The sequence below is a fragment of the Paenibacillus sp. tmac-D7 genome, assembly GCF_006519665.1.
Lineage (GTDB): Bacteria > Bacillota > Bacilli > Paenibacillales > NBRC-103111 > Paenibacillus_G > Paenibacillus_G validus.
Genome location: NZ_VIDW01000018.1, coordinates 32,224 through 53,455, shown reverse-complemented (window position 1 = coordinate 53,455; position 21,232 = coordinate 32,224). Strand labels below are relative to the sequence as shown.

The following is a 21,232-nucleotide window of genomic DNA, read 5'->3' as shown; positions in this document are numbered from 1 at the left end:
CCAATCCTTTCGCCATCTCCATAAATATATTTGTTAATCCTGTCTGGTATTCATCTGCCAGAGACCGTTCTCAAATAATTAGCCACTCGATCAATCGCATGCTTCCCTTGATCCAATATCCCTGCAAACCAAAAGAATCCGTGAATCATTCCTTCATAGCACTCGTATTCCACGGAAACCCCGGAATCTTTCAGACGGGCTGCATATTGAGCTCCCTCATCGCGAAGCGGATCATATTGAGCTGTAAGGATTAGTGCGGGAGGCAGCCCGCTTAAACTATTGGCGAGCAACGGGGAAACATATACGTTCTGAATGTCATCTTCGGATCCCAGATAGTGCTTCCGGAACCAAAGCATGTCATCTTCGGTTAGATTATATCCTTGGCCATTTTCTTTGTACGAGTTGCTATTGCAGGAAAAGTCAGTCACCGGATAGAGCAATACTTGAGAAACAATTGCAGGTCCTCCCCGCTCCTGTGCCAGGATTGCAACAACGGCTGCCAGGTTTCCCCCCGCACTGTCTCCGCCGACAGCTATTCGGGAAGCATCTCCTTGAAAGGTGGATGCCTGATTGCTTACCCATTCAAGGGCAGCGTATCCATCCTCAACAGGTACCGGAAATTTATATTCGGGAGAGAGCCTGTAATCTACGGAAACGACAACCGAACGCGCAGCATTGGTAAGATTTCGGCACGGTCTATCCACGGTTTCCAAATCACCGAACACATAGCCTCCACCGTGAAAAAAGACGAGAATGGGAAAGGGGCCTTCCCCCTCGGGTCTATAAATTCGGACTTTAATTTGACCATCGGGAACAGAAATATGGCGGTCTTCCACCTGGGCAACCGCTTCAATTTCTCCACCCAGAGCGTGCATCTGGGCGAATAAGGCCCGACTTTCTTCAGGTGTCATCATCTTCAAAGGCGGTGTGCCACCCGATTTGATTAAATCCAAGAATGCCGCTGCTTGAGGATCCAAAGTCATGATAATAAAACCTCCTTTGCCAATCTCTGATTATATGCTTAGTGGATGGAAAAGGATATCAAAGAGAATCCCTCGTAACCCTTATCCGCAACTTCGTTGCATATCTGGCGGTAGGGTCCAACACCCCCCAGATAAATCGGGAATCCAAGCGGCTTATCTGCGATATTCGCACCCGTGTACCAGGAGTCGGTCTTGGTATAGAGCGTGGAGTCGGCCACCTCTCTGCAATGCTTGCTCCATGCCTCTTCTGCCTCCGCCTTGGCCTCAATCGTCTCCACACCATGCTCGCGCATATATTGGATACAATCCGCAATCCATTCCACGTGCTGCTCAATAGATACAAGCATGTTGGTCACGACGGAAGGACTCTCAGGACCTGTAATCATGAAAAAATTCGGGAAACCAGCGGTAGCTATTCCGAGGTACGTCCTTGTCTGCGCTCCCTCCGCCCATTTTTCCTTTAACGCCGCCCCGTCTCTACCACGGATATCGATTTTGAACAACGGTCCAGTCATCGCGTCGTAGCCGGTAGCAAAAACGAGGATGTCCAGTTCATACTCCATATCCGATGTTCGCAGCCCCTTGGGCGTGATCTCCTGAATAGCCGCTTGCCTTACATCTACTAAGGTAACGTTCTCGCGGTTATAGGTCTCGAAATAATTGGTGTCTATCACTGGACGTTTGGTGGCGAAATAGTACTTTGGCATCAACTTCTCGGCCACCTCGGGGTCAACTACGATCTCCCGTATCTTGGAGCGGACGAAATCGGCGATAGTCTCGTTGGCTGCTTCGTCAAAGACCAAGTCCTTATAGGTAAACGGAAGTGCTTGCCCGCCTTGCTCCCAGGCCTCCTCGAATACCCGCTGGCGTTCTTCCGGTGTATCATCGAGCACCGACCGATCACGGGGCATATACGGAGTGCCCATGAACGATTCGCGTATTTGTCGTTTAATCGCACTGTAGTTGTCTTTCGTTTGACGTATGAATTCCGGGTCCAACGGATGGTTTTGCGCTGGCGTGCTATACTGTGGGGTCCGCTGAAAGACCATTAGGCGGTCTGCCTCTTGTGCAATGGCCGGTATGACCTGAACGCCCGTACAGCCGGTACCGATGACACCGACCCGTTTACCCTGGAAATCCACCTTGTCGTGCGGCCAATGTCCGGCGTGGTACCAGTCACCCTCGAAGCTATCTAAGCCCTTAAATCCAGGAATACTGGCGGCAGAAAGACAACCTACTCCCGTGATGAAGTACTTAGCCGATACGCTAGTGCCATCGTCCATGTTGATTTGCCATCTATTCGTCGTCTCGTTGTAATGAGCAGCAGTGATGCGCGTCTTGAATTGGATGTCCCGACGCAGGTCGAACTTGTCTGCCACGTAGTTGAGATAGCTTAGGATTTCAGGCTGTTCGGCGTATCTGGAAGACCATGTCCATTCCTGAAGAAGCTCATCAGAGAAAGTGTAGTTATAATAGATGCTTTCAATGTCGCAGCGCGCTCCGGGATAACGATTCCAATACCAAACACCTCCAACCCCATCGCCTGCCTCGTAAGCACGGGTGGAGAAACCTGCCTCACGTAGGCGATAAACCATATACAAGCCCGAAAATCCTGCCCCGACAACGACCGCGTCGAAGTTGGCAACCTCCTTCGTTTCTGTTTTCTGGTGTTTCTGTTGAGCAGCGTTCATTCTTGTTCCTCCCTTACCTAAGTAGACTCCTATGTTCGCCGAGGCAGTTGTCTTACCTTGAAGTTAAGCGCTTACATGTTTCATTTTAGAGCTTAGCTCCCGATAGGAAAATTCCCAAAATTCTTTAATTTTCACACCTTAAAATCTACATGTTTTCCTGATATTGGGCATAGCCCTCCCCCGAAACAGGGGTGCATCCAATACTTGATTTCCTTAAGCTCTCGTAGCAGGCCCTTTGCAGCTGAACAAAAAAAGCTGCCAGTCGGCAGCATCAATTATTTGTATGATTTTAACTTCCAGTAAACCCAAAGCCATTTTTCCATAGGAGATTAGACAATGAAAAACGAAACAAAGAAGATGATCGCATACTGGGTAACTACCATATTCGGCCCGGTGAGTTTCGTAATCGGCGATTTCCTCTTCATCACCCACGGGGAGCACCAAGTGGAGCAGTTGAACCACAAAGAACAGATCGTCAACACGATCTGCCGCCAATTACTATGTAGTAAAACAAGCGGTGAGATACGATGATTCACCTTCAGGGGGTTCACTCCCCATCCTTTGCTGTCATGGGCTTTTTTCCAAGGTTCAATCGATCCACAATTTGATCGACTGCTTCTTGTTTCATGCTGCTGTTCGTTATCAGCTGAGAGAGAATTTTCGTTACATCGATAGATGTCTTCATGATTTATCCCCTATTCAGTATTTTTTGAGGTGTTGTAACCAGCTCAGCGAGCTTGTTACGTACTGCCTTTATGGAAGGACTCCGCAGATCCCCGTTGGCCTCCCATTCCTCCGCGGTCATCATGGTCTTTCTGAAGAATCCGCACTCTGGTCGCTTTTGTTCATCTTCACCAGTGACCGAACACCAGGTTATCATACTCATACTATAGACTTATTCTACCCATAAAAAAATCCCCAAAGCGGGGGAGAAGGAGGGGGGAATTTCCGTGCTCCGAGGGAGATGAACACATGCTTCTATAGCAAGTTCAGTTCCTTCCCCCGCTGCAGGGCTTGCAGCCTGCTGTTGCAAAGCTTCCGGATATGCCCCATATTCCGTAAGCACCTTGGCTAGCTGAAGATATTCTATGACATGATGCAGTGAAACTGTATCCGTGTGCTTGTAGCCGCAAGTTTGCAGCCAAGCGTCCACGTCTTCCAGGGAACCTTTATTGAGTGACAAAAACTCAAACAGTTCCAAATACTCAGACGATTGGCGAAAGTCTCTCCTGTAAAAGGAAACAACGGCGGATAAATAAAAAAATGTACCCAAGAAGGTTCTCCATTCCGGGTCCGACATATGGTTCTCCATCCTCCGCAGTCTCTCACAAGCTTGCTCCAATTCCCCCGATTCAGACAGCACTTTCACATAAAGAAATTGAATGTTCGGCTTGCTTAGAAAAGAAGACTCCGGCAGCAAACGAAACCATCGTTTCAATACTCCGCGCTTCAAATCCAGATCATGCAGATGCTTTTCGATTAAAGCAACCGTTTCGGCGTAGTGCTGCCCCATAAGAAAGTGCTCCACGGCCTCTTCAAAAAAGCCTTGCTCCTCCAACCAATGAGCCGCATGTAAATTCAATTGCTTGAAACGTTCCGGATACTTCTGCCTGAATTGCCTCCGCAAATAATCGGAAAACAAATGATGATGCGGTTTGCATCTTGCAGCGATATCGCTGCAAGATGCAAACCGCTAATCCACCCCTCCGTACGATGGACAAATGTAGAGATATCATGTTCAGACAATGTACACCGCATGCATTCCGTAGCAAAAGAAGGAGTCTTGCTGTCAAAAGCCGCGATGATATAGCTCCAAAACTGATACAGATCATTATCTTGCGAATCCAGGGAAACCCATGCGGCAGGTATATCGCTTTGCTGTAACCACTGACTCAAAGCTGTTGTCTTTCCGTACCCCCCAGGGGCCGTCACGAAAGTCAGTTTCGTATGCAATCCCTCATTCAGCATCTCCATGATCGGTGGGCGTTCTTTCGTAGAGCAAACATAAAATACCCGTTATCAAAAAAGAATAGGTCGCTGAGATGACCTCTATTCTACTATTAGCATAAAACCCAAGCGGCGCACTAGCGCACCGCTTGGGTTTAAAGGTTCTTTATGGCTTTTTCCATCAATTCTTTATTCTTTTCATGATTCTAGTTTCCTCACTCAGCGTATCCTCAGGTAGCTTAACTAACTTAGCCTCGTTTGGCACGCCCCCCTACAACTTAGATAAATAATGTTCGTGCAGCCACTTCATACTTGTCGATACACATTCAAGCGGCGGGTTTTGACACTTGTCTTGCTCGACAATCAACCATTCCGTTCCAGCTTCTGATGCGGCTCGAATGACCTCGGGCAGATTAATTAATCCTCTACCAAGCTCTAGGGTGTCAATAAGACCATCTTCACCGCGGCGGAAATCTTTCAAATGAAGGAGCGGAAGTCTCCCCGAATATTTCTTCATGTATTCCAGCGGGTCCTTGCCTACAAATTGAACCCAGCCAATATCCATCTCTACCTTAAGAAGCTCTGGAGCGATGGTTTGATACAAAGCATCGAATACTTCAAGCCCTCCAACCTTGTCTTGAAATTCGAAATCGTGGTTGTGATAAGCAAATGTCAATCCCTGATTAGCAACTTGCTTGGCAACAGCTTCAAAGAAAGCAAAGTGACGCTCCCAATCCTTTCGTTCCTCCGGGACAAGATACGGGCAAATGATATACTGGCCGCCAATGGTTTGTAAATATGAAATCTCTTCATCCAGATGATCCTTTAATTTCTGATAATTTACGTGGCTTCCGATGGCTTTCAAGTTCAGTTCTTGAAGCAAATCTCTCAATTCTTCGGCAGACAACCCGCCATAACCGGCAAATTCCACGCCTTCATACCCCATGGCAGCTACTTCTCTTAGTACACCTTTGAAATCCTTAGCTAATTCTTCACGAAGCGTAAACATCTGTAAGCCAATGCCCATTCGTTTCATTGTAAGCTTTCTCCTCAGCTTTATTTATTGTTACGTCTACATGGTCATATCCAGACGCCTTTACGTATTCACTTTCGCCCATTTTCCCGTCTCGTGGCTTTCCAGAATGGCGTCAGTAATGCACATGGACAGATGCCCTTCCTCGAAGGTTGCAAAATTGGCCTTATCCGTTAGCGGATCTTTTCCATCCCTAATATAAGAATAGAAATTTAACATCATATTCTTTAAGGCATCCGGCCAGCCTTCGTTATGGCCGCCTGGGTGATGAATCGAAGAACGCGCATCAGGCGAAAACAAAGCAGGGTCCGCCAAAAGCACTTCATTCGCTTGATCTCGGTGACCAATCCACAGTTTTTCCGGCTCCTCCTGATTCCAATAAGCCGATTTCTTACTGCCATTCAGTTCAAAGCTAAGTCTATTTTTGCGGCCCGCACTCACTTGCGATACCGTGAATACCCCTTTGGAGCCGTCGCCGAATCGAAGGAGGACGGAGGCGTAATCTTCCGTATGGATTGGCACATCTTCATAACCAGCATCCACTTGACTTTGGCTTTCGTAAGTAGCTGCATGATGCTTAGGTTTCTTCCTGACGGGGATCACTGTTGCCAAATCCGCGAATAATTCTACAATTTTTTTCCCAGTCACATATTGTACGGTATCGCACCAATGGGATCCAATGTCTGCAACAGCCCGCGATTTCCCGCCAATCTCTGGAGCCAAACGCCAGTTAAAGTCAGTTTCATAAAGAAGCCAATCCTGCAAATAGCTGCCGTGAATAAGATTTATTTTACCCATTTCCTCGCGCCGGATCATAGATGCCAGTTGCCTCAAAATAGGGAATTGTCTATAGTTAAAGTTGACCCCATGTACAACTCCGCGTTCTTTAGCTAGCTTCAGTAATTCCGCTGACTCTTCACTAGACACTGCCAACGGCTTCTCGGATAGCACATGCTTTCCTGATAAAATAATATCCTTGTTAATCTTAAAATGCAGATGATTCGGCGTGCAGTTATGAACCACTTGAACTTCCGGGTCCTGAAGCAATTCCTTATAATCGCCGTACGCTTTCGGGATACATAAAGCGGCTGCTTTCTTCTCGGCGGATGCCTTGTCGGATTCCGCTAGTGCTACAACTTCGACAAAACCTAATCGTCGAATCGCTTCAATATGAGTGGGTCCGATAAAACCGTTACCAATAATACCCGCCTTTATTTTTTCCATTCGCTTCCCTCCACGAACCTAAACACTTGTCTAAACGTTTAGAATTTCTCTTTAATTTATCCGTTTTGCTTTAGAGCATCGATAATCATTTTGAAAATAAGCAAATCATTTTTGTAATCCTCGGGCGTAGTCTTCACTTCTAAGTCTTGCGTAATCACATCGTAAAGGTTTTTGAGCTCTAAGGTATAAGGGTCTGTTAAGGTAGGCCGAATGACCGATTCAATGTTCTTCTCTCCAACCGTTTCACTAATATGTAGTGTAGAAGGGAGATGTCGAATATACGGTGTATCGTACTGAATTTTTACAGATTTGTTATTCGAGAACACTTCGATATGCGCATCGAATCGCCCCTGCTGATCAATGCCGGTTTCAAACGTGACTGCGAACTGATCGTAGTCTAAAATGGCACTCAAAAAAAGACTTCCATTATTTGTCATTTTAGCTCCGACAACACCCTTCGGCATGCCGATAATTTCCCTCATCGCAGAAAGATCATGGCTGGATAACCCGCATAGAAGCCGATAAATACGGAAATAAGGAGAATTTACATCTAAACCCGTTGCTTCTCGCACCAATTTCTCTGCTCTCGTTTGTTTGTCCGTTTTTAAATCATTAGGAATATCATCAAACGAAACCACATGACTTGTCTGCTTTACAAAATAACTGTTAGGACCGATAATATCCCTGACTCTCGCATATTGGATTTTATCAAAACCTCCGATCTCTTTCACCGCTTCAACGAATGAGGCCGCATAACGCCTCATATAACCAACCATAATCTTTACATTATTTCTTTTCTTCGCCTCTATAATGGCATCCGCTTCCGCCTCGGTCAGGCACATCGGCTTTTCGATCAATACATGCTTTTTATTATTTGCTGCCGCAATGGCACATTCCGCATGATATTCGTCACTATTTAACACAAAGACAACATCCAGATCGGGTTGCTTTACTAGTTCTGAAGCGTCTGTATACAGTTGATTAATTCGATACTTCTCGCCCAAATACGATACAAGCTTGGGAGAAATATCACATAATGCAGCGATGCGGAACTGCTTAGGAAGCGACTCTAAGACGGGAAGATGAATCACTTGTGCCACTTCGCCAAGACCAATAATACCCACATTCAAAATTTTATGTTCCATCGTTCGTTCTCCTTTTAATTGTATGAATTTTGCTTAGCCTAATTATCCTTTTACGGAGCCCGCTGCGGAACCATGAGCCATATACTTTTGAACAAAGAACAGGAAGATGAGGACTGGAAATGTCGATAAAGATGCCGCAGCAGTCAAGTTACCCCACTCGGTGGAATTTTGCTGCATAAACAAATGCAAACCAATAGGTACTGTCATCAAAGCTTCTTTCTTGATAAACACACTTGCGATTAAGTAATCGTTCCATGAGAAGAGGATTGAAAATATAGATACTGCAGCAATACCAGCGCCCGAAATAGGAAGAATAATTTTGGAGAATGTACTCCAACGATTACAACCATCAATCCAAGCCGCTTCTTCAATTTCTTTTGGAATCGTGTCAAAAAATCCTTTAAACATCAAAACAGCAAATGGCAAATGCGCAGCAGTCTGAATAAGAATGACGGAAGTAAGTGTATTAATTAGCCCCAAAGAACGAAATGTCATAAAGAGCGGCAGCAAAACCAAAATGATCGGAAACATTTGAAGTAACAAAAGCAGAACAGAGAAGGAACCGGAAATTAAGGTACGGAACCTTGAAATCGCATATCCTGCTAACGCACCGATAATAATGGTCAAGACCAGCGATACGAGTGTCACAATGACGCTATTGCTGAACTGCTGCCAAAAAGCGGACTTTTCATTGACGAAAATATAATTATCTATAATCCACTTTTCTGGTAGCAATTTTTGCGAAGTCATGATTTCCGTATTTGATTTAAATGAATTAAAAAACATGGTAAGGATGGGGAGATTTGCAATAAGCGCAGCTACCAAAAGGAATAAAAAAACTATACTACGAATGAAATTACTGGCCATATCGATTCCCCCTCTATTCGCCCTTCTTTTGAACTCTTAATAAGATGAAAGCGAGGGCCATTAACACAACTAAGCTGAAGATAGCTAAAACGGAAGCAATTCCAAGTGAGTCTTTTACAAATGCGTATTTGTAACTCATAATGATCAAGTTTTGTGTAGCGTCAATAGGGCCTCCGGCCGTCAGCAGCCACAATACATCGAAGTCATTAAAGCTCCAGATGCTCATTAAAATCCAGCATACAAAAGTAACGGTCTTTAATTGCGGCAGCGTAATGCTTATAAATGAACGCCATTTTCCTGCTCCATCAATACTTGCCGCTTCATACAAGTCGTTATTGATTGTCTGAAGTGCTGCCAAAAGAGAAATCATCATAAAAGGATAGCTTCTCCAAATTTTGACCATGATGACTGAAAAAACAGCCCAGTTTTCATTACTTAGAAATAAAATGGGATCAAACCCTAGCGATTGGATAAACGTATTTACGATACCCGTTTGACTACCGATCATCCAGCGCCAACCGACCATCGATACGACAGATGAGAGTACCCAAGGCACTAACAACGCCACTCTGAAAATCCCTTTTCCGGGAATATCCATATTTAAAAGCAAAGCCAAAAAGAGCCCTACAATATAACTACCGAACACGGAGAAGATCGTAAACCAGAAGCTAAATGTAAAAGCATTCCAAAGCTCTTCCATATTGAGCACTTTTAAATAATTTGCAAAGCCTACGAATGCACCTGGTTTAATGAGCGTACCGTCTTTAAAGCTATACAGTATCCCAATGATAAAAGGGTATATGTTGACTAGCGCAATAAACAAAATAGCCGGGAACAAGAAACGGATTTGAAGCCATTTAACTCCTTGCTCGTTGTTCATAGTACACCTGCTTCCTTGAAGCAGCTGGGAGAACATTTGCAAACATTCTCCCAGTGCTACCTAATTGATAACTATTTCTCTTTCATAATTTCCTTGATTTTCTTATCCGCATCTTGCACGGATTCCTTCACCGGTCTTCCAGTTAGTATTTTTTGCAGCAATTGTGTCATTGAGCCATCGCCCTCAATGGTGTTAAGTTCTGGGAACCCGCTAGGATACTTATTTCCGGTTGTTTTCACAAGAGGTAAGTACTTTTCAGTAATCAACTTCAGGTTTGGATCATTTTGCCAATATGGGTCCTGTGTAAACGATTTTCTTGCCGGGAACCCGGAAGCTTTTCCTTCAGTCCACAATGTTTTATTGTTATCAAGCCACCATTTCAGGAATACCTTTGCTTCATCCGGATGCTTGCTTTGCTTGTAGATCATCATATTGTTAACCCAACCAACGGTATTCTTCTCACCATGGGGCCCTGCAATAGGCTCCAGAACCGCTAACTGGTCTTTAATATCCGGAAGACTACCAGGCAGACCCGGGGTGTTGAAATACACGGCGCCTCGACCCGTACCGAATTCTTTCAAAGCATCCTCTCTATTCATCCCCGCCATTGCCGGATTAATGGAGCCGTCCTTAAGTAAGTCGGACAAATATTGCAGTGCTTCGATATTACGCTCATTCATGAAGTCTACTTTTTTATCAGAAGTAAATAATCCGCCGCCATTGTTTTGAATTAGAGTCAACATGGCATGGATACCCATTGCGTCTCCACCTGGTACAACGAGGCCGTAGTTCCCATTATTAGAGAGCTTCTTTAAAGCAACTCTTAGCTCATCCCAAGTTTTGGGCTGCGAGGTGATTCCAGCTTTTTCGAAAAGGTCTTTACGATACCACGGGACGCGTACATCAATCTGCCACGGAACAGCAACGTAGTGATCTTTGTATTTAAGAGCTTCCACACTGCCCGGATTAAAATCATCAAGCTTCCCTGACTTCTTCAAATCTTCTATAACATCATCGACTGGTAAAATTTCACCCGCTTCTGTAAACTGAAAAGCTTGATAGCCTGCACCTGTACTAATGTCTGGACCAGAGCCTGAAGCAATCGCATTTGCGAATGTTTGATACCAGTTAGCCGCAGGTACGGATTGATATGTAACTTTAATATTAGGGTGTTCACTGTTGAACTTTTCTACCAGTTTCTTTCCCGTTTCCATATAGGAAGCAGGTCCCCACCAGGCCATGTCCCAAAAAGCAATCTCTACAGGTTTGGTATTATCTCCAGCTTTGGAAGTCTCAGTGCCTGCTTTATGATCATTACCACCAGCACAAGCTACAAGAGATACACTGAGAGAAGCTGCTAATAGAATACCTATAGTTTTCTTTATCATTCCAAATCACCCCTAATTTAATTTAAGAACTTTTTTGGCTTTATAGTATCATACAACCTTGCTCCTCTACTTCATTCACTCACCTCCAACCGGAGTATCGCTAACTAAATGTAAACGTTTAGATAAAAAGGCGCGTCATATTTCCTTGTACTTCTGTATATCACCAAACGGTAAGGCAACGCTTACAACAATATGTTAATAATGAAACCGCTACCAATTCTTACGTAAAATACTTTAAGCACTTTTCGTCGAACCTGAACAAGTTATTTTCCCATTTGTTTAACGTATTTATGATCTCATTAATAACCGGCCTTATGACTTGGCCTCATTCCAACCGTTAATAACGAGCAAATTAGTGTAAACGTTTATATTCAAAGAATAAACGCTTAGGATATAAACTGTCAAGTTTTTTTTTGGCCTCCGCAACTCTCCCGGATCATGAGTTGCATGGGAAATATAATCTTCTTTTGCACGTAATTCTCCACTGGATTTTCAATCTGCTCTATTAAAACATCGATGGCGGCATTAGCCATCTCCTCGATAGGCTGCTTCACAGTAGTCAGAGCAGGTCGATATAAACCAGCCATATCGATATCATCGAAGCCGACCACAACCTTATCTGACGGTACGTCTAATCCCATTTCCTCTAAAGCCTTGATGGCCCCGATGGCGATTAAATCGTTCGAACAAAATATGGCATCAAACTCTTTATTGCTTAAGACGAGTTCTTTGGCGCATTGATATCCGTATTGACTGAAGAAATAAACATGCTCGTGTTTATCGCTTAAGATTAAGGTTTCATCTACGGCAATATCATTAAGCATCAATGCATTTCTATATCCTAATTCTCTGTCCATTCCGGTGGATATGGATCCAATAAATGCGATTTTCTGATGTCCCAAACGGATTAAATATTCAACTGCTTCCATTGAACTTCTTAGATTATCCCCTGATATGGAGGTGATATTATTATTAATATGGGAAAAAGAGACCAAAGGAATCCTTTGATCAATAAACATCTGTATATACTTTTCTTTTTCTGCTTCTTCACCTTTAAATAAAGTTCCGATTATTAATCCGTCTACTTTACGCTCTAACAAAGTAGTCAAGCACGGATTATCTGATTCTCTTTCGTAATTTGTTGTACTAATAATCAGTGTATATCCTTTTTTTATAAGCGCTCTTTGAATGATTTCCGCTAGTTTGGCCCAGTATTCGTTTGAAAGTAATGGAACTACCATACCAATTGTTCTTGTCCGATTAATTTTCATTGTTCTTGCTGCCTGATCAGGCACATAATTTAACTTTTCAATAGCTCTTTGAATTTTCTCTCTTGTTTCTTTCTTTACTTTATCTTTTCCATTTATCACTCGGGATACTGTTGCGATTGACACATTGGCCTCTTTTGCGACATCCTTGATCGTATTCATCTATTTTACTCCCTGGATATAAACGTTTACATCAATATTTACACAACGAATATTAAAAGTCAATAGATACACATTATTATTCTTTCACATTTCAGAATCACTGCCGCCTGTCAAGGCGAAAACCGTACCTGACAGGCTCTCTTTAGATTCGTTGTCAAACCATAAACCTGTACCCGGATCCCCAGACCGTACCTATATATTGAGGCTTGGACGGGTTCTCCTCGATTTTCTCCCTGATCCGGGCGATGTGTACCGTAACCGTAGACGCATCACCAAGCGCATCCATCCCCCAAATCCGTTCAAAAAGCTCTTCCTTGCCGAATACCCGATTGGCATTTTGCAAGAGAAACAGAAGCAGGTCAAATTCCTTATGAGCCATCGTTACCTCTTTCCCGTTCACAAAAACCCTTCTGGAATCTTTTTGGACCTCTAGTCCCCTGACCTGGATCTTGCTGACCTCATCAACCTTACCAAACCGTTCTTTCATCCTCTCAAACTTGTTCAGATGAGCGTTAACCCGGGCCACCAGTTCACCGGAGCTGAAAGGCTTTGTAATATAGTCATCCGCGCCGAGACCGAAACCGTTAATTTTATAAATTTCCTCCGCCCTGGCCGATACAAGAAGCACGGGAATGTCCTCCTTCTCGCGGATCGTTTTCAAAACCTCAAATCCGTCCATCCCCGGCAGCATAATGTCCAGAATAATAAGGTCAAACGCTTCCTCCTCAAGGACTTTCAAACCGTCCGTTCCGCTATTCACGATCTTAACTGAAAAGCCGCTCAGCTCAAGATAATCCTTTTGCAGATTTGCTATACTTTGATCGTCCTCAATAATCAGTATCCTTTTCATCCTAACCTCCAAAAATGCTAAAACTTTTTCAGAGATATCATCATGCGGGTTCCTTCCCCTACTGAACTTCTGACCCAAATTTTTCCTTCGTGACCTTCCACAATTTGTTGAGCAATAGCCAGCCCAAGGCCGCTGCCGTCCGCACTCTTTCTTGACGGATCCGCACGATAAAATCTTTCAAAAATATGGGGAAGGTCGTTCTCGGGTATTCCTTTTCCATTGTCCCTGATTTCTATTATAGCGGATGTCCGGGTTTCCCTTAATATAATATGAACCTGTCCGTCAGCCTTTTCCATGTACTTCTTGGCGTTGTCAAGAATGTTTTGAATGACCCGTTTTAACCTTTCTCTATCGATTAAGACATAGACGGTCTCCTTCAATTCACTGATAAGCGCCAGTTTTATATTCGCCTTTTCATATTCATAGTGATGGTCAGAAACGCAATCCTCGAAGTATGGCTCCAGATTCGTTTTTTCAAAATGATAAGGGATTTGGTTCAAATCCAGCTTGGAGTACAACAGAAGATCATCAATCATGGCGTTCACCAGAATCGCCTTTGATCGTGCCGTTTCCAGGTATTCCTCCATTTTTTCCGGTGTTTTGGCTACCCCGTCGATAATGCCTTCGATATATCCTTTAATGGAAGTAACAGGGGTCTTTAAGTCGTGAGAGATGCTGGATACCAGAAACTTTCTGTTTTCATCGTATTTCTGCTGCAGATAAATAGACTCCTTCAGCTTAATCCTCATGAACTCCAGCGTCCTGCACAGTTCCCTGACCTCTCCTTCGCCTTCCTCCGCAATCCCGCAGCTTAAATCGCCTTCACTAATTTTAACAGCGGCATCCCTCAGCCTGGAAATAGGTGTAATGATGCCGCGGGAGAACCGGTAGGAAACCCAAAAGTTCATGATCAAAAAAGAAAGGATAAAAAAGCTGACCGTAAAAATGCCAAGAAACAGGTAAAAGCCCGTTTTCAGCTTGATCGGCGCAAGCAGCAGCAAAACGCCCTCATCTCCCGAATGAAGGCTATAGTCCGCTCTGGCAAACATAAAGGTTCTGCCATCCAGCTCTAAAGTATCAAGATTAGGCGCATTGTCGGATAGCATCAAGCTTTTTTCAATATCGATTTCATTAAACTTTTTTGTGGAATATAATACTTCTCTGTTTTTCAAAATAACGGCATTAGCCCCCAAAGCCTTAACCCGATCGGACAGCTCCTGCTGATAGGGTTTATCAAGCAGCTGTTCGAACTCGAGTGTCTGCGCTGCCCTCTTGATCTCACCGATCCCCGACCTGACTTCAAAGATCCTTTTCAAATCGTTGATATCCGCTTCCGGGCCAACCACTTTCGTATAAGCGGCAACAAATATAATGACAGCCAAAACGGTTAATGCAATGGAAACCAGCACAGCGAGCGCATTCATCGTAAAAAAGCGTTTGGTTAATTGCATTGGAATTACCTTTCTATATATCCTTGCGGTCAAACAAATAATAACCCGCTGTAAATAACATTATACCACAGCCCGACATGATTAAGATCTGGCGGAAAATTTTAAAACCATTGACCGTTTCCGAAATCCAGAGCGTGTACCAGTCAAACATGGATGTGATAAAAAAACTCGAATAATTGGAAAAAACGATGCCTAAAAAGTTAAACCCGATAAAAACAATAATCGAGAGAAAAAAAACCGCCAGTCCTCCCCGAAGTATATTGGATAGCAATACAACGAGAAGGGCAAACACAAAAACAGGAAAAAACGTTGCGGCATATGACAAAACGACCCTTACGATACCGATCAGGCTGGCGGACGAAGGATTAAATATGAGCCCGGCCAGTAAAGAAAGAATCATGACAAACAGCAGGTTTGCAATAATGAACAAGGCTAAATTTAAAACCTTCGCGCTAAATACGCCGAATCTGGAAACAGGCCTTGTGAGCGTTATTTTCATTGTATTTGACGAAAATTCGCCGTTAAACATATCGATGGCTACAAAGGTTGCAAATAGAGGCAGGATCGTGTAAGTAAACATCGATAGAACCACTAAAGGAAATTCGTTGCTGCCTACAACTCTTAATCCAAGGCCATGCTTAATCGCCGTTACGGCAATTTGTCCAATCACAACGGCAAGAATGGACAAAATGGCGGCCGCTATCATTTTTTTCTTTTTCAACAGCTTGACGATTTCATTGATAAATGCAGCCTTAAACCCTGCCATTCCGGTCCACCTCACTAACAAAATAATTTTCAAGCGAAGAATAATTGGATAGGATATTTTGGGTATAATCCACATTGACAAGCTTTCCGCCGTAAACCACTCCGATTCTGGTGCAGGTAAGCTCCACATCATGAATCAGGTGACTGGAAATAAAGAACGTCGTGCCTTCTTCCTTGGCAAGCCGTTTAATCATCTTCCGCATATCCAGCATACCCTCGACATCAAGTCCGTTCAATGGCTCGTCCAATATTAACAGCTTTGGCTTCGACAGGATCGCTGCCGCTACCCCAAGCCTTTGTTTCATACCAAGCGAGAACTTTCTTGATTTTTCATGTTTATATTTTAACATGCCGGTGATTTCAAGACATTCGTCAATTCTTTGCTGGTCAACCTGCGGATAAAACCTGGCAAACAGCTTCAGGTTTTCGTTTGCCGTTAAATAAGGATACGACTCCGCTGTCTCGATAATACAGCCCACATGCTTCATAGCATTAACATAGTCCTCTAAAATGCTGGCGCCAAAAATCTTCACATCGCCGCGGTCCGGTTTCAGGAGTCCCGTCATCATTTTCATAGCGGTCGTCTTTCCTGCGCCATTTGGCCCCAAAAAACCGAATATATCGCCTTGATCGACTTCCAAATTCAAATCGCTGATTCCCCGGCCGTTTTTATATACTTTGGTTAAACCGGTGATTTCAATAGCTTTATTCGTCAATGATAACATCCCCCAATAAATATGACATGGCTGTCCCTAAAGTGAAGGTTCACTTTAGGGACAGCCTTTCGATTACTCTTCAAATACGCGGCTAAATTCCCCATCGAAATGTTGGTGACTGGTGTTGGATCTATACGAGTTATTGTCCAAGATCTCGATGTTCAGGTCGAGATAAATTTTTCCGGAGCCGCTCGGATGAAGCTGCCCGTTTTCTTGCTCGCCTTTAGCATTTGTATAAGTAAAGAAAGACATAGGCTTTGAATTGCTCGGATTATATTCAAAAGTAAAGTTATACTTGTCAGGATATTCGGCTTCGAATCCGGGCTTCACGGTTTCGTAATACTTGCCGGTCACTTTATTATTTTCCACGCTCGTGATTTCAAGGATTCTCTCACCGATTTTCACGAATTTCCCGTCTTTCTCGATAATGATGTTATTTTTATATTTCCCCGCATACTTACTGCTAAAGCCGCCGGACTGGCTTACCTTCTCGACGTTTGCGCCTGTCAGGTCAGGCTTTGTAATCTTCGTATTTCCAATGTCGGAAAGCTTGAGAACCACATTCAGCGATAAATCATGCTGTACTCCGCTTTTATCTTTCCCGGAGAGAATCACATCACCCGTCAAATTTTCCAATAATCCCGCTTTGTTTTCAACGGCTGTGCCCGATACCTTTTTAACAAAAATATCACTATCAATTTCCGGCAGCTTCGAATTTCTATCCATGCGTCTTTGGTCGCTAATCATCTGCTTTATACCGAAGGAAGAGACAGCATTTACTACGGCAGGCACTTGCGCCTCAGACAAGCTTCCCGAGTAAACTCGTCCGCCCTCAGGCCTTTCTTCAACCTGCACATAGTCTTTCAGATTGCCAACCAATGCGTCAACGATCTTCTCGACCTCTGGCGCCCCCTTCTCGTTAAAAGGGCTATCAAATCTGTTCCCGCTCCCCCTGTCTATATCGTCGGGGTATTCCGTCACATAATATTTGTCGTCCGTTCCGCTTTTCCAAATCGAAAGCTTTTGATCGGAATACGAGTAATTGGTTGTCGTTTCGCCATTTGAATATTGAGTCTTAGTAGAATTTTCAGATGCCTGCTTTTCATTATCAATTTTATTGAAGGTGGAGGCCTGAAGGAAGGTTTGATCGTTATCCTTCAGCGTGAACAGCGCCTCGACCGTGTAGTTGTTCAATCCCTTCTCCATCTGCGCGGAGGTATTTTTTACGGAATTCTTTAACCGGTCATAGCCTGAGCCAAGCGCCATATCGGCAAAGGCTGTGGATACAAAGACACACGCTCCGATCGTAAATGAGAGGACGCTAATCGATTTTTTACTGAGTTTCATTTCGGATCTCCTTTATTTCATATTGGGGAAACGTTTCCTTCCCTTTCATTATAATCAGGGCTTATTGAATCTATCTAAATAAACTATTAACAAATTATAAACTCAAGCCGGTGCAAAAATAACGAGGGCTGTGCTTGCATAACTTTGTCGTATTCTAGCCATAATAAATATCCCCTCCAAGATCAACAGTAAATGTCATTCCTTTTACTGTCTACTTAAAGGGGATAATATTAACGTAATATAATAATCTGGTTAATTACGGATTAGATAATCGAATGCGCCTAAGGCTGCATTAGCACCCGATCCCATAGAAATAATAATCTGCTTATACGGACTGTTTGTACAGTCACCTGCTGCAAACACTCCAGGTACGTTCGTAGCGCCATGGCTATTTACAACGATCTCCCCGATGCGATTGCGTTCGACCGTATCGCCTAACCAATCGGTATTGGGTACAAGACCGATCTGAACAAACACGCCCTCCAATTCAATATGCTGAACCGCTCCTGTATCGCGCTCAATGTAGGAGATACCGTTTACCTTGTCAGTACCGGTAATTTCTTTGGTTTGAACGTTCTTTAGAACCGTTACGTTAGGCAGACTGTAAAGACGATCTTGTAATACAGCATCAGCTTTCAGCTCCGGCATAAACTCAAGAACGGTGACATGGCCCACAATGCCTGCAAGATCAATGGCCGCCTCAATACCGGAGTTACCGCCGCCAATAACCGCTACGCGTTTTCCTGTAAACAAAGGACCATCACAATGAGGGCAATAGGCTACACCTTTGTTCTTGAACTCCGCTTCGCCGGGTACGCCAACATTGCGCCAACGGGCACCTGTTGAAAGGATGACGGTCTTGCTCTTTAGAACAGCACCGTTTTCGAGTTCAACTTCGATGAAGTCCCTTTTTTCCAAACGCTTGGCGCGCTGTAATTTCATTACATCAATGCCGTACTCTTTCACATGCTCTTCAAGACTCGCTGCGAGCTTAGGACCTTCGGTGTATTTAACGCTAATAAAGTTCTCTATACCTACGGTATCCATGACCTGACCGCCGAAGCGTTCCGCAACAATGCCTGTGCGAATGCCTTTACGTGCCGCATAGATCGCTGCACTTGCACCAGCTGGGCCGCCCCCGACAACAAGCACATCGTATGGATCCTTGTTATCAAAATCTGAAGCATCCGGAGCATTCCCCATCTTGGCAAGAATTTCCTCAAGTGTCATACGACCACTACCGAAGAATTCACCATTGAGGTAAACAGATGGCACGGCCATGATGTTCTTGCTTTCTGCCTCCGCTTTAAACGCCGCCCCGTCAATCATGGTATGCGTAATGCCTGGATTGAGGATGCTCATCAAGTTCAGTGCCTGAACAACATCGGGACAGTTGTGGCAGCTCAGGCTGATATAAGATTCAAAATGATATTCACCGCTGATGTTTTTAATCTGGTCAATTACGTTCTGTTCAACCTTCGGAGCTCGTCCACTAACCTGCAGCAGAGCTAACACCAATGAAGTAAATTCGTGTCCCAGAGGAATACCGGCAAAAGTTACCCCAGTATCTTCGCCCACACGATTCACACTAAAGCTCGGCGTTCTCGGTAATTTTGTTTTTTCTACCGTAATTCTGGACGACATGTTGGATATTTCATCCACTAAGGCCAGCATGTTAGTAGATACCGCATCGGACTCTGCGCTAACTTTGATTAGCACGTCGCCTTCCATGAGCTGAAGGTATTGGTTTAATTGTGCCTTGATATCCGCGTCTAGTATCATATTTTGAGCCCCTTAAATCTTTCCTACGAGTTCAAGGCTTGGCTTAAGTGTTTCAGCACCTTCCTGCCATTTAGCTGGGCAAACTTCGCCCGGGTTGTTTCGAACATACTGTGCTGCCTTGACCTTGCTAACAAGAATGCTTGCATCGCGACCGATGCCGCCAGCGTTGATTTCAACGGTTTGGATGATACCGTCCGGATCGATGATAAAAGTCCCGCGATCAGCCAGACCCTCTGACTCGATCAGCACATCGAAGTTGCGGGAAATCGTATGTGAAGGATCTCCGATCATAACGTAGGTAATTTTACCAATCGTTTCTGAGCTGTCGTGCCATGCCTTATGTGTAAAATGGGTATCGGTTGAAACGGAATACACTTCAACCCCGAGTCCCTTTAGGGTCTCGTATTGGTTTTGAAGATCCTCCAGCTCGGTTGGGCAAACGAATGTAAAGTCTGCAGGATAAAAGCAAACTACACTCCACTTCCCTTTTAGATCGGCTTCTGTAACTTCGATAAACTTACCATTTTGATACGCTGATGCTTTAAACGGTTTTACTTCGGTTCCAATTAGAGACATAATCCTTTTCCTCCTAAATGTACATCAAATCTTTAGTTGTATTTAGTGCTATAGAGATAATATCACTGTCAGCCATTATGTTCATGAAGGAACCATGAAAATAAAATGAAACCTTCATGAAGATGATGGATGAATCAGAAATACGATATAATCGTCCCCCTAACTCTCACATGATTCTCGTAAATTCTTTAAGCGTATACAGACGTCGCCATTAATTCGATACTTGTGAGATTTCATTTATCGCTTCAAGAACCTGCTCATACCGCTCAGGCGCATTCCCATTAAAGTACAGCTTTAAGTCCAGATCCACCAGATGCTGGAGCTTGATTTTGGTCGCTGCGGAAATAGCAAAATCAAGATTCAGCTCCCTTAAAGTGTTCGTGACCTCCTCCATTTCCGCTACTCTCCGTTCCGCATGAACGGCAGTACGAGTTATGAGCAGGTTAGCCAACTCCACTATGGAGCGATCACTCAAAGTCCCCCCGATGGATTGGATAATTTCCCGCTCAACACCGGATTTATGGGCCGCCGAAAGTGTTTCGAGCAACAATGCCGTAAACCCCTTCATAAACACACTACGGACCATCTTCATTGCGGAAGAACTTCCCGCCTTGTCATTAATGACAGTTATGTTCATTCCGTATGCGCCCATCAGATCCGCAAACCGCGAAGCTCCGTTGCCGCTCACGGAAATCGGAACTTTGTGCCGATAGGGCGGCACCGCTTCCATTACTGCCGCATCCACAAGTAGTGCGCCCGAAGCACCTATTATCGTGGCTATCTCCTTTTTAACCGTCGGTGATGCCGAATTCAAATCCGCATACAGTTGGTTATCCTTCACAAATTTAACGGCATCTTCAGCAATTTTTACCGCATATTTCGCACTCGTTGCACAAAGGATGACATCACTGCTTTCTATAAGCTGCTGCAGCGATGAAACTAACGATACATGCGCAGCTTGTGCGCGTTCTTTGATGAGCGGACCGTAGGCTAAATCCTCCAACATCGCATCAAAGGCAACTATTTGTTCAATTCCTTCCGACCATAGTCCGCTGCTGATATGAAACGCCGCTTCTCCGAAACCGATAAAGCCAATTCTCGGCACACCCATGATTCATTACACCTCGTTGTTTAGTATATAGACGGTCGTTATCAGT

21 protein-coding genes are annotated in these 21,232 nt (G+C 44.2%); 1 reads left to right on the top strand and 20 read right to left on the bottom strand.

Annotated elements, in window-relative coordinates; genetic code table 11:
* Positions 1–50: 50 nt before the first annotated feature.
* Entirely contained in the window at positions 51–983 is a 933-nt protein-coding gene (locus FKP33_RS14245; protein WP_141335526.1) for an alpha/beta hydrolase, read from the bottom strand.
* A gap of 38 nt (positions 984–1,021) precedes the next feature.
* Positions 1,022–2,674, bottom strand: a complete 1,653-nt coding sequence (locus tag FKP33_RS14240) for a flavin-containing monooxygenase (RefSeq protein ID WP_141335525.1) — start codon at positions 2,672–2,674, stop codon at positions 1,022–1,024.
* A gap of 336 nt (positions 2,675–3,010) precedes the next feature.
* On the opposite strand from FKP33_RS14240, the gene FKP33_RS14235 reads away from it, so the two are divergent.
* A complete protein-coding gene (locus FKP33_RS14235) occupies positions 3,011–3,205 on the top strand; it encodes a hypothetical protein (RefSeq protein ID WP_054796608.1) in 195 nt (64 codons plus the stop codon).
* Between the two features lie 16 nt (positions 3,206–3,221).
* Here the strand turns inward: FKP33_RS14235 and FKP33_RS27195 are convergent, their stop codons facing one another.
* From FKP33_RS27195 to FKP33_RS14150, 18 genes are all read right to left on the bottom strand, one after another.
* A complete protein-coding gene (locus FKP33_RS27195) occupies positions 3,222–3,359 on the bottom strand; it encodes a hypothetical protein (protein ID WP_155615124.1) in 138 nt (45 codons plus the stop codon).
* A 210-nt stretch (positions 3,360–3,569) separates the two neighbouring features.
* A complete protein-coding gene (locus tag FKP33_RS14230; RefSeq protein ID WP_181410149.1) occupies positions 3,570–4,256 on the bottom strand; it encodes a Rho GTPase-activating protein in 687 nt (228 codons plus the stop codon).
* A complete protein-coding gene (locus tag FKP33_RS27460) occupies positions 4,253–4,648 on the bottom strand; it encodes a hypothetical protein (RefSeq protein ID WP_141335523.1) in 396 nt (131 codons plus the stop codon). Before FKP33_RS27460 ends, FKP33_RS14230 begins: the two co-directional genes overlap by 4 nt.
* A 244-nt stretch (positions 4,649–4,892) precedes the next feature.
* Positions 4,893–5,657 (bottom strand): sugar phosphate isomerase/epimerase family protein, encoded by a 765-nt coding sequence (locus FKP33_RS14220; protein WP_141335522.1) that lies wholly within the window; start codon positions 5,655–5,657, stop codon positions 4,893–4,895.
* A 60-nt stretch (positions 5,658–5,717) separates the two neighbouring features.
* Positions 5,718–6,878 (bottom strand): Gfo/Idh/MocA family protein, encoded by a 1,161-nt coding sequence (locus FKP33_RS14215; RefSeq protein ID WP_141335521.1) that lies wholly within the window; start codon positions 6,876–6,878, stop codon positions 5,718–5,720.
* A gap of 56 nt (positions 6,879–6,934) precedes the next feature.
* On the bottom strand, positions 6,935–8,023 hold the full coding sequence (locus FKP33_RS14210; RefSeq protein ID WP_141335520.1) for a Gfo/Idh/MocA family protein: 1,089 nt from the start codon (positions 8,021–8,023) through the stop codon (positions 6,935–6,937).
* Positions 8,024–8,065: 42 nt separating this feature from the next.
* Complete coding sequence (locus FKP33_RS14205) at positions 8,066–8,890, bottom strand: carbohydrate ABC transporter permease (protein ID WP_141335519.1); 825 nt, start codon at positions 8,888–8,890, stop codon at positions 8,066–8,068.
* Positions 8,891–8,903: 13 nt separating this feature from the next.
* A complete protein-coding gene (locus FKP33_RS14200; protein WP_181410148.1) occupies positions 8,904–9,770 on the bottom strand; it encodes a carbohydrate ABC transporter permease in 867 nt (288 codons plus the stop codon).
* A 71-nt stretch (positions 9,771–9,841) separates the two neighbouring features.
* Complete coding sequence (locus FKP33_RS14195; RefSeq protein WP_141335517.1) at positions 9,842–11,158, bottom strand: ABC transporter substrate-binding protein; 1,317 nt, start codon at positions 11,156–11,158, stop codon at positions 9,842–9,844.
* Positions 11,159–11,559: 401 nt separating this feature from the next.
* The gene (locus FKP33_RS14190) at positions 11,560–12,588 is read right to left on the bottom strand and encodes a LacI family DNA-binding transcriptional regulator (protein ID WP_141335516.1); all 1,029 of its coding nucleotides are present in this window, start codon (positions 12,586–12,588) and stop codon (positions 11,560–11,562) included.
* 154 nt (positions 12,589–12,742) lie between these two features.
* Positions 12,743–13,438 carry a response regulator transcription factor gene (locus tag FKP33_RS14185; RefSeq protein WP_054798517.1) on the bottom strand — a complete coding sequence of 232 codons (696 nt, stop codon included), beginning with the start codon at positions 13,436–13,438 and terminating at the stop codon, positions 12,743–12,745.
* Positions 13,439–13,455: 17 nt separating this feature from the next.
* The gene (locus tag FKP33_RS14180; RefSeq protein ID WP_141335515.1) at positions 13,456–14,889 is read right to left on the bottom strand and encodes a sensor histidine kinase; all 1,434 of its coding nucleotides are present in this window, start codon (positions 14,887–14,889) and stop codon (positions 13,456–13,458) included.
* Between the two features lie 13 nt (positions 14,890–14,902).
* Positions 14,903–15,655: an ABC transporter permease gene (locus tag FKP33_RS14175; protein ID WP_127608338.1), complete on the bottom strand. Its 753-nt coding sequence runs from the start codon at positions 15,653–15,655 to the stop codon at positions 14,903–14,905.
* Positions 15,642–16,379, bottom strand: a complete 738-nt coding sequence (locus FKP33_RS14170) for an ABC transporter ATP-binding protein (RefSeq protein WP_127608337.1) — start codon at positions 16,377–16,379, stop codon at positions 15,642–15,644. Before FKP33_RS14170 ends, FKP33_RS14175 begins: the two co-directional genes overlap by 14 nt.
* Before the next feature lie 63 nt (positions 16,380–16,442).
* Positions 16,443–17,717 (bottom strand): hypothetical protein, encoded by a 1,275-nt coding sequence (locus FKP33_RS14165; RefSeq protein WP_141335514.1) that lies wholly within the window; start codon positions 17,715–17,717, stop codon positions 16,443–16,445.
* Between the two features lie 252 nt (positions 17,718–17,969).
* Positions 17,970–19,499, bottom strand: coding sequence for an alkyl hydroperoxide reductase subunit F (gene ahpF / locus FKP33_RS14160; protein WP_141335513.1), 1,530 nt, complete (start codon positions 19,497–19,499; stop codon positions 17,970–17,972).
* A gap of 12 nt (positions 19,500–19,511) precedes the next feature.
* Positions 19,512–20,075, bottom strand: coding sequence for an alkyl hydroperoxide reductase subunit C (gene ahpC, locus FKP33_RS14155; RefSeq protein WP_054799352.1), 564 nt, complete (start codon positions 20,073–20,075; stop codon positions 19,512–19,514).
* 211 nt (positions 20,076–20,286) lie between these two features.
* The gene (locus tag FKP33_RS14150) at positions 20,287–21,186 is read right to left on the bottom strand and encodes an NAD(P)-dependent oxidoreductase (RefSeq protein WP_141335512.1); all 900 of its coding nucleotides are present in this window, start codon (positions 21,184–21,186) and stop codon (positions 20,287–20,289) included.
* Positions 21,187–21,232 lie beyond the last annotated feature (46 nt).